The sequence below is a fragment of the Propionimicrobium sp. PCR01-08-3 genome, assembly GCF_030286045.1.
In the GTDB taxonomy this organism is placed as follows: domain Bacteria; phylum Actinomycetota; class Actinomycetes; order Propionibacteriales; family Propionibacteriaceae; genus Brooklawnia.
Genome location: NZ_CP127390.1, coordinates 372,323 through 383,928, shown reverse-complemented (window position 1 = coordinate 383,928; position 11,606 = coordinate 372,323). Strand labels below are relative to the sequence as shown.

Annotated in this window: 11 protein-coding genes; 4 read left to right on the top strand and 7 right to left on the bottom strand. The window is 64.3% G+C overall.

Features of this window, described 5'->3' with window-relative positions:
• Nucleotides 1–94 precede the first annotated feature (94 nt).
• From QQ658_RS01820 to QQ658_RS01800, 5 genes are all read right to left on the bottom strand, one after another.
• Nucleotides 95–1,465 carry an NADH-quinone oxidoreductase subunit D gene (locus QQ658_RS01820; protein ID WP_286025983.1) on the bottom strand — a complete coding sequence of 457 codons (1,371 nt, stop codon included), beginning with the start codon at nucleotides 1,463–1,465 and terminating at the stop codon, nucleotides 95–97.
• Nucleotides 1,462–2,292: an NADH-quinone oxidoreductase subunit C gene (locus QQ658_RS01815; RefSeq protein WP_286025982.1), complete on the bottom strand. Its 831-nt coding sequence runs from the start codon at nucleotides 2,290–2,292 to the stop codon at nucleotides 1,462–1,464. Before QQ658_RS01815 ends, QQ658_RS01820 begins: the two co-directional genes overlap by 4 nt.
• The gene (locus QQ658_RS01810; RefSeq protein WP_286025981.1) at nucleotides 2,289–2,846 is read right to left on the bottom strand and encodes a NuoB/complex I 20 kDa subunit family protein; all 558 of its coding nucleotides are present in this window, start codon (nucleotides 2,844–2,846) and stop codon (nucleotides 2,289–2,291) included. The genes QQ658_RS01815 and QQ658_RS01810 overlap by 4 nt, the downstream gene beginning before the upstream one ends.
• 20 nt (nucleotides 2,847–2,866) lie before the next feature.
• Nucleotides 2,867–3,226, bottom strand: a complete 360-nt coding sequence (locus tag QQ658_RS01805; protein ID WP_286025980.1) for an NADH-quinone oxidoreductase subunit A — start codon at nucleotides 3,224–3,226, stop codon at nucleotides 2,867–2,869.
• Nucleotides 3,227–3,310: 84 nt separating this feature from the next.
• Complete coding sequence (locus QQ658_RS01800; RefSeq protein ID WP_286027010.1) at nucleotides 3,311–4,591, bottom strand: geranylgeranyl reductase family protein; 1,281 nt, start codon at nucleotides 4,589–4,591, stop codon at nucleotides 3,311–3,313.
• A gap of 125 nt (nucleotides 4,592–4,716) precedes the next feature.
• Here QQ658_RS01800 and QQ658_RS01795 point away from each other — a divergent pair, with 125 nt between their 5' ends.
• From QQ658_RS01795 to QQ658_RS01780, 4 genes are all read left to right on the top strand, one after another.
• Entirely contained in the window at nucleotides 4,717–5,967 is a 1,251-nt protein-coding gene (locus QQ658_RS01795; protein ID WP_286025979.1) for an isochorismate synthase, read from the top strand.
• Nucleotides 5,968–6,316: 349 nt separating this feature from the next.
• Complete coding sequence (locus QQ658_RS01790; protein WP_286025978.1) at nucleotides 6,317–7,504, top strand: LLM class flavin-dependent oxidoreductase; 1,188 nt, start codon at nucleotides 6,317–6,319, stop codon at nucleotides 7,502–7,504.
• Nucleotides 7,505–7,518: 14 nt separating this feature from the next.
• Nucleotides 7,519–7,977, top strand: a complete 459-nt coding sequence (locus QQ658_RS01785; protein WP_286025977.1) for a MarR family winged helix-turn-helix transcriptional regulator — start codon at nucleotides 7,519–7,521, stop codon at nucleotides 7,975–7,977.
• A gap of 88 nt (nucleotides 7,978–8,065) precedes the next feature.
• A complete protein-coding gene (locus QQ658_RS01780; RefSeq protein ID WP_286025976.1) occupies nucleotides 8,066–8,749 on the top strand; it encodes a CE1759 family FMN reductase in 684 nt (227 codons plus the stop codon).
• Between the two features lie 259 nt (nucleotides 8,750–9,008).
• Here QQ658_RS01780 and QQ658_RS01775 read toward each other — a convergent pair whose 3' ends face one another.
• The gene (locus QQ658_RS01775; protein WP_286025975.1) at nucleotides 9,009–10,763 is read right to left on the bottom strand and encodes a DUF6297 family protein; all 1,755 of its coding nucleotides are present in this window, start codon (nucleotides 10,761–10,763) and stop codon (nucleotides 9,009–9,011) included.
• Nucleotides 10,760–11,449, bottom strand: coding sequence for an ABC transporter ATP-binding protein (locus tag QQ658_RS01770; protein ID WP_286025974.1), 690 nt, complete (start codon nucleotides 11,447–11,449; stop codon nucleotides 10,760–10,762). Before QQ658_RS01770 ends, QQ658_RS01775 begins: the two co-directional genes overlap by 4 nt.
• Between the last annotated feature and the right edge of the window lie 157 nt (nucleotides 11,450–11,606).

Genomic DNA, 11,606 nt, shown 5'->3' with positions numbered 1-11,606 from the left:
CGAGCTTCACCCCTTAGAGATTGCGCCACTGTGTTCGGCCCTTCGGTAGCCGACCGCGCGCGGCCCCGGGGGCCCTGGGTCAGCAAGGTGTCGGTCATCGGTCAACGCCCCCCATGACGGGGTCGATGCTGGCCAGCGCCATCAGCAGGTCTGACAGCATGCCGCCCTCGGTCATGATCGGCAGGGCTTGAATGTGGTGGAAGCCTGGGTCGCGCATATGCGCGCGGTAAGGCCGGGTGCCACCGTCCGAAACGAGGTGGACGCCGAGTTCGCCCGCCGGGCCCTCGATCGGCACGTACACCTGGCCGGCCGGCACCTTGAATCCCTCGGTCACCTTCTTGAAGTGGTGGATGAGGGCTTCCATCGACTCGCCCATGATGTGCTTGATGTGCTCGTTCGAGTTGCCCTGGCCGTCGGCTCCCACGGTCAGGTCGCTCGGCCATTCCAGGTCGGGATCCTGCACCCGGTAGGGCTCGCCCTCGCTCTCGGCGAGCTCGTCGCGGACCTGCTCCAGGATGCGCAGCGATTGCATCATCTCGTCGCAGCGGATCTTAAAACGCCCGTAGGCATCGCAACTGGTCTCGGTGCAGACGTCGAAGTCGTAGTGCTCGTAGCCGAGATAGGGCTGGGTCTTGCGCAGATCCCAGGGGTAACCGGTCGAACGCAGCACCGGGCCGGTCATGCCGAGCATCATGCAGGTCGAGAGATCGAGCACGCCGACATGCTGGGTACGCGCCTTGAAGATCGGATTGTCGAGCATGAACGCCGCGATCTCCGGGATGTTCTTCTTCAGCTGCTTGATCAGCTCGTCCAGCAGGTCGATGCCGTCGCCAGGCATGTCGTTCTGCACGCCACCGGGACGAATGTAGGCGTTGTTCATCCGCAGACCGGTCAGCGCCTCGGTGAATTCCAGCGTGCGTTCCCGCTCGCGCAGCCCGACCTCCTGGGGAGAGGTCGCGCCCAGCTCCAAACAGTTCGCGCCGACCGCGGTCAGATGAGAGGCGATCCGGTTGGTCTCCAGCGCCAGGATGCGCAGCTGGGTGCCACGCCTGGGAATGTCGTCGGTGATGTCCAGCAGTTTGTCGACGGCCATCGAGAAGGCTGCCTCGTTGTGGATGCCGGCCACATAGTTCATTCGGGTGAAGAAGGTGGGGCCTTGCGTCCAGGTGCGGTATTCGGAGTTCTTCTCGATGCCGGTGTGCAAGAACCCGATGCCCGGACGACAGCTCATCACGTTCTCGCCGTCCATCTCCAGCACCAGACGCATCACGCCGTGGGTGGAGGGGTGCTGCGGCCCGAGGTTGACGACGATGATCTCGTCGGCGCGCTCGCGCTGGGAGTCGATGACCTGATCCCAGTCGGCACCCGACGACAGGTAGGCCTGGTCGACGATCGGCTCGCCGGGAACGGCAAAGACATCCTCGTCGCCCGGCACACCCGCGCTATGTGTGGTCTGCTCGCTCATGCCTGATAGCTCCTGCGCTCATCGGGAGGCGGAACGACTGCTCCCTTGTACTCGACCGGAATACCGCCCAAGGGGTAGTCCTTACGTTGTGGAAAGCCGGCCCAATCGTCCGGCATCAGGATGCGGGTCAACGACGGGTGATCATCGAAGATGATGCCGAACATGTCCCAGGTCTCGCGCTCGTGGTAGTTCACCATCGGATATACCGAGCAGATGCTGGGGATGTGCGGATCGTCGTCGGGGCAGGTCACCTCGAGGTTGATCCGGCGGTTGTGGGTGTAGCTGAGCAGGTGGTAGTAGGCGTGCAGCTCTTGGCCCGCCATTTCCGGATAGTGCACTCCGGACACTCCCATGCAGACCTCGAAACGCAGCGCCGGGTCATCGCGCAACACCGTGACCACTTCGAGCAGCTTTTCGCGTGGCACGAAGAAGGTGATGTCGCCGCGCCACACCATCACGCGGGACGCAAAATGCGGCACCAATTCGGCGAGCCGGTCGGCGACGTCATCGAACCAGCCACCGAAAGGCGGGGTGGCGTTGCCGCCGAGCTCGATGGTGCGGGTCATCCCCGAGAAGCCGGAGGTGTCGCCCGAATCGGATCCCGATCCCCACATGCCCTTGCGGACGGTGACGACCGGGCCTTCGGTGGGCTCCTGGTCGATCAGTACCTGGTCGAGATGCGAGTGCGGGCTACCCGCGAGTTCGTCGTTGGCCTCGCTGCCCTCCGCAACAAGCTCACCCTTGGTGACCTCCTCGGGGCCGGCCACCGGATTGTCCGCGGTGCCAACTACCTTCGGATCTCTGGGTTCCGAGCTTTTCTCGCTCATCGCATGAGCCCCTTCTGCTCCACCAGCGCAGGCCTGGCGAGCGCCTCGGCTTCCTTCTCGGCGACCTGATCGTCGCGGTCGCGACCGATCGGGTCCCACTGGACTTCCTTTTCACGAAGCTTGAAGACCGCGTCGATCAGCATGTCAGGACGCGGCGGGCAGCCGGGAACATACATGTCGACGGGAACGATGTGGTCGACGCCCTGAATGATCGCGTAGTTGTTGAACATGCCGCCGGTCGAGGCGCACACGCCCATCGAGATACACCATTTCGGATTCGGCATCTGGTCCCACAGCTGACGCACGACCGGGGCCATCTTCTGGCTGACCCGGCCGGAGACGATCATCAGGTCGGCTTGACGCGGTGACGCACGGAAAACCTCCTGGCCCCACCGGCCGGAGTCGTGCCGCGGACCGCCGAACTGCATCATCTCGATGGCGCAGCAGGCCAGGCCCATCGTCAGTGGCCAGAAGGAAGCCTTACGCGTCCACCCGGCGATTGCCTCGACGGTGGTCAGCAAGACGCCCTGAGGTACATGATCTTCGATACCCATGGAGGGTTTTCCCTTCCGACTCAGTCCCAGTCCAGGCCACCACGACGCAGGTCGTAGTAGTAGGCGACGAAGACGGTGACAATGAACAAAATCATGGCGACAACGGCGAGGGTGTCCAACGAACCGAAAGCCACGGCCCACGGATAAAGAAATACGATCTCAATGTCGAACATAATAAACAACATTGCTGTTACGTAATACTTCACCGAGAAACGTCCGCCATTGGCCGGCTGGGGTGTCGCTTGAAGTCCGCACTCGAAGGAATCGTACTTGGTGCGGTTGTATCGCGCGGGCCCGATCACCACACTCAAAGGGATAGCCACAAGCACAAACACCGTGGCAAGAGCCACCAACCCGGCCAGCGGAATATAGGGGTTCATGTCAGCCCGCCCTTCTCCTGGTTTTCTCCGCGATCAACCCCTGAAGGCGATCAAGATCCATTCTGTACTATCACGACAGAATCGTCATGTCGAAAACGCGACCCTGGACAATAAGTTGATTAGATGATCATTTAAATCGGTGCCCGGCTCATCTGTCAGATGTGCCAATAGCTTGTGCACCAAACGCATCAATGGTTTGACGGGCAGACCGTAGGTCACGCACAGATGCATGATCTGCGGGTTGCCGATCAACTTCACGAAAACGGTGCCCAGCCGGTAGTAGCCACCCCAGGCCTGCTTCACCTGCCCGATGTAGGACGCGAAGGCCAGTTCTGCGCCGGGAGTTCCGAAGCCGCGGGCATGCGCGTCCACGATGGCGCGGGCCGCCATCTCGGCAGATTCCATCGCATAGGAGATGCCCTCACCATTGAACGGGTTCACCATGCCCGCCGAATCGCCGACCAGCATCAGGCCGTCCTTATAGAGCGGAGCCCGGTTGATCGCCATCGGCAGTGCCGCGCCGCGAATGGGCTCGGTACGGGTCTGTTCTTGGAAGCCCCACTCTTCGGGGGTGTTGTCGAGCCAGCTGCGCATCAGTTGCCGGTAGTCGGTCTTACCGAAGGCCTTGGAGGAATCGAGCATGCCCAGCCCGACATTGGCGGTGCCGTCACCCAGCCCGAAGACCCAGCCGTAGCCGGGCAGCAGATTCGATTCGCCGGGCTTGCCGTCCCACAGTTCGAGGTAGCTTTCCATCCATTCGAGGTCCGATTTCGGGCTGGTGTAGTAGCTGCGCACCGCCACGCCCATCGGACGCGAGGCCAGGCGCGAGCGTCCGGTTGCCTCCGCGAGCCTGGACGAGACGCCATCGCAGGCGATCACGATCGGCGCCCGGTACTCGCGACCTTTGACGTCGGTCACGCCCAGCACCCGCTTCGTCCGGTCGTCGACGATGGGTGCGCTGACCCGCACGCCGGTGTGCAACCGGGCGCCGGCCTCGGCGGCCATCCCGGCGAGCAGATCGTCGAAGACCGAGCGCGGGCAGACCAAGCCGAAGTCGGGGAAGGAATTGAGCTCGGGCCACGGCATGTCGAAGGGCTCGACGCGTCCGCCATAGATGCGCAGGCCCTTGTTGCGGATCCAGCCCGAATCCGGGCCGATGTCGATGCCGAGCCGGCCGAGCATGCGCACGGCCCGTGGGGTCAGGCCGTCGCCGCACACCTTCTCGCGCGGGAATTCGGATTTCTCCAGCAGCAGAACGTCGAGCCCGGCGCGCGCCAGCAGGATCGCGGCCGTCGATCCGCCTGGGCCCGCACCGACGATCACCACGTCGGCCTGCTGGGTCTGTTCGGGTTCAGCAATCGTCATCGCGGACGCCCGGGGCCCCCCGATGGTCGACGATGGTCCTTGCGGCATGGCATCCTCCTCGGGCTGTTCCTGCTCGGGCAGTCTAGCCTCGCAATCGCCGTCGCCGGATCGGGTAATCTCGTGGGGTGATCGTTAACCCAGGGTCATCTCGTTTACATGCGTCAACTATCTGGATCGACGACCCCGGCCCGCTGGTTGATTTCATGTGCGTCGAGGACGCCTGTTTCCTTCGCGGCAACGAAGGGTTCGTCGCCTTGGGTGAGGTTGCCCGCTGGGAAGGGTCCTCGATGACCGAGGCCGACCAATGGTGGCAGGCCACCGTCGCCGCGATCGAGAACGAGACGGAGATGCCCGGCAGCTTCGGCACCGGGCCGCTGGCCTACGGCACCTTCTGCTTTGACCCGGACCACACCGACTATTCGTCCGTGCTGATCGTGCCGGAGGTCATCGTCGGACGCCATCAGGGCCAGTGCTGGCTCACCAGGCTCGGTTATGACCGGGTGAGCCCCGAGCTGCCGCCCCGAGTTGCCGAGCGACCGTGCGCGCCCGACAACTTGCAGTTCGTCCCAGGCAGCGTCAGCGAGACCGACTGGATGCAGATCGTCGCGTCCACCACCGGGCGGATCCGGGCCGGTGAAGCCCGCAAGGTCGTCCTGGCCCGCGATATCGAGGCACGCAGCGATGAGCAGATCGACCCGCGGTGGCTGCTCCGCCAGCTGCTGTCCAGCTACGGATCGTGCTGGAACTATCTGATCGACGGCCTGGTCGGATCGACTCCCGAGATGCTGGTACGCCGTGAGCGCGGCCTGATCACCTCGCGGGTGCTGGCCGGTACCGTGCCGCATTTCGACGGCGTGGACGACACCCAGCAGGCGGCCCGGCTGATCTCGTCCGTGAAGGATCTGGAGGAGCATCAACTCGCCGTCAACTCCGTGGTGGAGGCGCTCGGCAGCCGATTGCTCAGCATGCACGTGCCGGAAGCGCCCTATGTATTGTCGCTGCCCAATGTGATGCACCTGGCCACCGACATCTGCGGGGTGTCGGACGCCGAGGTGAGCACTCTCGCGCTGGCTGCAGCCGCTCATCCATCCGCCGCCGTATGCGGGGTGCCGACCGACGTGGCGCGGCGAGTCATCGCCGACAACGAAAAGCTCGATCGCGGACGCTATGCAGGGCCCGTCGGCTGGGTCGACGCTCAGGGCGACGGCGAATGGGCGATCGCGCTGCGCTGCGGCCAACTGGACGGCACCGATCCGCGCAGGATGCGACTCTACGCCGGTGGCGGCATTGTGGCCGCCTCCGAACCCCATGCCGAGTTGACCGAGACCGACGCGAAGTTCGCGCCGATGAAAGCGGCCCTGCGCGGGACGCTGTAAGAGGGTATCGCCCGCCCCGGCATCACCATCTGCATATCTTGCTCAGCTGTCCCCGTTGTGGGTGCTCTTACTCGTCAGGAGGAAAAACCACTCACGATATCTTGTTGTGCGCACCAACATGATTGGCCCATTCCACTTCATCCGACCCGGGCCTCGAACCGGACCGGCAACCGTCCTGCTGGTGTCCTCTATCAGCAGCCAGCTCGACCACGGAGCACCAGAACGCGCATCGCTACCCCGCAGATTTCGCACTCCCCGCATTGTGTCGCATCGGGAATAACAGGGCACCCGGATTGTTGAGATGCATGCAAACGCATTTAGTTTCGTGAAGGGAACACGGGGAACGATCATGCAGTTCGGGATCATGTCGGTCAGCGACATCACGCGCGATCCGGTGTCGGGATACACGCCCAGCGAGGCGGAGCGTATCAAGGGCATCGTCCAGATCGCTCAGAAGACCGAGGAGGTCGGCATGGACGTCTTCGCGATCGGGGAGCACCACAACCCGCCGTTCTTCTCCTCATCGCCGACCACCCTGCTGGCGGCCATCGCCGCAATCACCAAGAAGCTGATCGTGAGCACCTCGACCACCCTGATCACCACGAATGATCCGGTGCGCATCGCCGAGGAGTACGCGATGCTGCAGCATATCTCGGGCGGCCGGATGGATCTGATGCTCGGACGCGGCAACACCGCTCCGGTCTACCCATGGTTCGGCGCCGACATCCGCCAGGGCCTGCCGCTGGCGCTGGAGAACTACAACCTGCTGCACCGGCTATGGTGCGAGGATGTCGTCGATTGGGAGGGCGAGTTCCGCACGCCGCTGCAGGGTTTCACCTCGACCCCGCGGCCCCTGGACGATGTGCCGCCCTTCGTCTGGCACGGCTCGATCCGCACGCCGGAAATCGCCGAACAGGCCGCCTACTACGGCAACGGGTTCTTCGCCAACCACATCTTCTGGCCCACCGAACACTCCAAGCGGCTGATCGACTTCTACCGCAAGCGTTTCGAGCACTACGGCCATGGCAACCAAAAGCAGGCGATCGTCGGGCTCGGTGGTCAGGCCTATCTCGCCAAGAAGTCGCAGGACGCGGTCAAGGAGTTCCGCCCGTACTTCGATGAGGCCCCGGTCTACGGGCATGGCCCATCGCTGGAGGACTTCACGCAGATGACGCCGCTGACCGTCGGCAGCCCGCAGGAAATGATCGAGAAGACGCTCACCTTCCACGACTCGTTCGGTGACTACCAGCGCCAGCTGTTCCTGATGGATCATGCCGGTCTGCCGCTGACCACGGTGCTCAACCAGCTCGATCTGCTCGGCGAAGAGGTCATCCCGGTGCTCCGGAAAGAACTGGAGTCCCGCAGGGATCCGGAATCGGCCGAGGCCCCGACCCACGAGTCGCAGGTGTTGGCGAAGTACGGCGACCAGCCCGCCCGGCAGCCGCGTCCGAACGCCAATCGCGGCGACAATGTGACCGGTGGCTCGCCCTATCAGGACAGCGAATCGGGCCAGGTCTCCTACCCGAGCCTGATCTGAGGGAGTGGGCAGCAATGACCCGGTCCGCCGAACATCTCGCCAACGACGCGTGGGAGTCGCTGCTCACCGCCCACTCGGTGGTGATGCGCGAACTCATCGCCGACGACATCTGGGACGAGCTGACGATACGCGAGTACGACGTGCTCTACACGCTGTCGAAGTGCGATCATCCACAGCGGCTCAGCGACCTGAACCGGCATGTGCTGCTCAGCCAACCGGCGCTGTCCCGGCTGGTCGAGCGGCTGATCGCCCGCGGCCTGATCGATCGCAGGCGCGACCCGGATGACGGACGCTCGGTGCTGCTCACGCTCACCGAAGCCGGACGCGCGGCTCAGCGCCGCACCGGCAGACGGCACGCGTCCACCGTCGCCCGGTTGGTCAAAACCCGGCTGAACCCGGACGAGCAATCCGACCTGGAACGCCTGTGCACGTCCCTCGCCACGGCACCGACGCAGCGGTCAGAATCCACCTGACCCTGGATGATCCAAGACCCAATGGTCCCGATGCATCTACCGTCTTCGCTGCCGCGACGCATTTGCAGAAGAAAGAAGTGTCATCGACATGACTGAACCAACAACCTACCGGCTTGCCGTGATCAGCGGCGGCACCAGCGACCCGTCGTCCACCAGGATGTTGGCCGACCGGATCTCCGGCCGTGTCGCAGAACAGGCCGAGCAACATGGCGGCAAGCTGCAAATCGACGTCATCGATCTGCGCTCGCTCGCCGCTGAGATCACCACCGCTATGATGTCGACCCTGCTCGGGTCGGGCCTCACCCACGCCGTGGAAGTGCTGGGCGCCGCCGATGGAATCGTGGCGAGTTCCCCGGTTTACAAGGCCGGGCCGAGCGGGTTGTTCAGCTCGTTCTTCCAGGTGCTCGACAACGACCTGCTGATCGGCAAACCTGTCGTGTTGGCCGCGACCGCCGGCAGCGCACGCCACGCCCTGGTGATCGACGACCAGATGCGGGCACTGTTCGCGTATCTGCGCACTCTGCCGGTGCCGACCTCGGTCTTCGCCGCAAGCGAGGACTGGAACTCCACCGAGCTGGGCACGCGCATCGATCGCGCCGCGTTCGAGCTCTGGCTGCTGATGCAAAGCGGATTCTCCCGTGCGATCAAGGACGAGTCGTGGCAGAGCTATCAGCACAGCTTCGGCTCGGCCGGTGGCACCGAACTCGACATCGATCTCGACACCGACCTGATGCGGCTCGCGACCGGAGGATCCGTTCGTCACCCGAGTTGAGCCTGATTCCGTCGATGGCCGCCATCGCGCAGCAGCGGTAAATCGGCGGATTCAGGTTTAGCCCTGGTTTAGTCCGCATCGACGATTTGTGCGCCCGTAATGCAATGGTGCGCCAGGTATATCGGGCGCGGCTTCAAATATCTGGCGCAGCATATCGGTGGTGGTCGTGGCAGCGCCCGACCGCCGGTCCGACGATCAAACCAAACCCTGAGTGCCCCGATTGTTTGCGCGCACGACCCGCCTACGTCCGGCGCTGCGGCTAGCGGCGCGGCGTGCGGGTGTAGCTGATCTTCTCCTTCGAACCGGACGCTCCGCCCTTGGCCGCAGCAAGTTCGCGCTGAGCCTCCGCGTTCTGCTCCATCAGGTCTTGAGTATTGATGCCGCCCGAGCGCAGCACCTGGTAGCAGATGACGGCGATGATCACCGAGATCCACGGGCTCCAGTTGAACAGCAACGGCAGCGTGATCAACGCGATTACGTCGAATCCGCGCAGCAGGTTGAACATCAGGCCCGGAGGCAAGGCGCCGAAGCCGGTGGCGACCATCGGCGAGGAGTAGTCGGCCGACTTCGCGCTCACCCAGCGGATCGCGGCGATATACCCGGCGGCCGCGGTGATCAGGCCCTTCATCAAACCGGTGCCCAGACCAGCCAACGTCGCGTCCTGGTCACCGATCAGCACGAAGGCCGGACCGGCCGCGAGCCCCCAGATCAGCGCCAAGACAGCGGGAACCGTCGTCAACGCACCGTTCAGCTGCGAGGTCGACATCGGGAAACAGCGGGCCAGACCCTTCGTCCGGCTGAGCACCCGAAGCGAATCGAAGAAGGGCACCATGACGAACAGCAGAACCACGGCGGTGATGACCGGGGTGAGGTTGCCCAGGCCCATCGACAGCAGCGCGTAGGGCACCACGGCGCTCACCAGCAGCACCAGCACGGCACGCGGATTGTGCAGCACCCGATCGACTTCCCGCCAGACCAGGGTCGCGCGTCCCGAAGCCCGGCCCTTCGACGGCTGCACATGGCCCTTGGTCAGCCAGCGGCGGTTGACCACGATGTCTCGCATCAATCCGAAGTCCAAAGCGAACATCGCGCCCTGCATGCCCGACAGCAGATCGCCTCCCGACACCAGCCGGGTGCGCCGTACGTTGTGCAGCTTGCGGCGGGCGACGACCGAAAAGACCACCACGCAGACCGCGGCGGCGGCAAGCACCACGATGCCGAACTCCTCGGTGTGCCGCGGATCGATCGGCAGAACCAGCAGCTCGGAGGCCACCGAGATCATCGCCACCAGCACGACGGTCGCCACCAACCCGACCACGGTCTGGACGATGGCCAGCACCGTGGTGCGTTCGGCTGCCTGCTCAATGGCCGCCAACGCCACCACCGCGGCGGTGGCGCATCCGATGGCGGCAGCCCAGGTGGCGATCGATGCCCAGCTGAGGCCGGTGACCATCGTGATCGCGCCACCAAGGATCGCGCCGATCACTCCGGCACCGATGACGACTCCCCACAGCCGCCGGTTCAGCAGCCGACTGCGGCGCACCGGGGCGTCCAGCAGCCAGAAACCTTCGGCGGCCGAGGCGATCACCGGGCCGAAGATCCGGGACACGCTCACCCCGACGACGATCAACAGGGCCAGCACCAGCCAGGGCAGCAGTCCGCGCGAGGTCAGACAGCCCGAGGTGGAGCATCCGGCGGCCGACTGCTGAATCGACATGATGCCGCTGATGATCATTGCGAGAATGATGACCAGCGAGAAGATCATCACATAGCCGTCGGTGATCATGTCCCAGATCGTGCGGGTGGCGCGTCCCTTGCGCCAGTCCTTCATCAGCAGCCGAAGTTGGCGTTCGTCGGCCAACCCGGACTCATAATCCTCGACGTCGGCGAACGGCTCGGTGCGCTCATAGGTCACCGGCTCTTCCACCACGAGTTCGGTGGCGGGCGCGGTTTGCTGCGGCTGCTGAGCCTTGGGCTTCGACTGACGGCGATTGCGTTTGCTGTTACGGCTCACAACTCATACTCCGGCTCAGCCTGCGACTCGCTCATCTCGGACGCCTCGCCGAGCCGCACGATTCTGGCTCCCAGCGCGTTCACCAGGGACGGCTCGTGGCTGGCCATCACGATCGCCAACCCTTTGCTCATTTCATGTTTCAGTCGGGCTCCCAGCCAGGCCACACCCTCGACGTCGAGGCGCTGCTCGGGCTCGTCCATCACCAGGAGTTTGCGCGGACGCACCAGCGCGGTCGCCAGGGCCAGCCGGCGGCGCTGGCCGCTGGACAGCGTGCCGGGCAACTGGGAGGACTGCGGCACCAGCTGCACCTCGTCCAAGACCTCGTCGACCAGTGTGTCGGGGTCCGCCAGGCCGTGAGCGCGGGCCAACAGGTCGAGATGTTCGACAACCGACAGGTCGGGGAAGAAGTCCAGGTCGTCCACCACGGTGGCCACGTCGCGGCGGAACTGGGGGTCGGTTTCGCTGACCTTGCGTCCGAACGCCTCGACGCGTCCGTCGCTGGGCCGGTCGGCCCCGATGATGCAGCGCAAGACGGTCGACTTGCCCGAGCCGTTGCGTCCGGTCAGTGCGACGGCCTCACCCGAGCTCACGGACAGATTGAATCGGTCGACGATGATGTGATCGCCATATTTCTTTGTCAGGTCGGTCACTTTCAGGACCGTCTCGCGCTTGGCCATGACCTCCATTGTGGACCGTGCTTCCAACCTGGGATCCCGCAGGTCCGGCATGGATGCAATCGGCGTTCTGAGTTTTCTCAGGTGCCCGGCACGCTCGCCGTAGTTTCCGGACGCAACAGAACCCGGCACCTGCGGGCGTGGTGATGATGGATTGTATTTGGGAGGG

Excerpts from the sequence above, each read along its gene's own strand:
- QQ658_RS01820 (WP_286025983.1), bottom strand. The coding sequence starts at position 1,465 with ATGAGCGAGCAGACCACACATAGCGCGGGTGTGCCGGGCGACGAGGAT.
- QQ658_RS01815 (WP_286025982.1), bottom strand. The coding sequence starts at position 2,292 with ATGAGCGAGAAAAGCTCGGAACCCAGAGATCCGAAGGTAGTTGGCACC.
- QQ658_RS01810 (WP_286025981.1), bottom strand. The coding sequence starts at position 2,846 with ATGGGTATCGAAGATCATGTACCTCAGGGCGTCTTGCTGACCACCGTC.
- QQ658_RS01805 (WP_286025980.1), bottom strand. The coding sequence starts at position 3,226 with ATGAACCCCTATATTCCGCTGGCCGGGTTGGTGGCTCTTGCCACGGTG.
- QQ658_RS01800 (WP_286027010.1), bottom strand. The coding sequence starts at position 4,591 with ATGACGATTGCTGAACCCGAACAGACCCAGCAGGCCGACGTGGTGATC.
- QQ658_RS01790 (WP_286025978.1), top strand. The coding sequence starts at position 6,317 with ATGCAGTTCGGGATCATGTCGGTCAGCGACATCACGCGCGATCCGGTG.
- QQ658_RS01785 (WP_286025977.1), top strand. The coding sequence starts at position 7,519 with ATGACCCGGTCCGCCGAACATCTCGCCAACGACGCGTGGGAGTCGCTG.
- QQ658_RS01780 (WP_286025976.1), top strand. The coding sequence starts at position 8,066 with ATGACTGAACCAACAACCTACCGGCTTGCCGTGATCAGCGGCGGCACC.
- QQ658_RS01770 (WP_286025974.1), bottom strand. The coding sequence starts at position 11,449 with ATGGAGGTCATGGCCAAGCGCGAGACGGTCCTGAAAGTGACCGACCTG.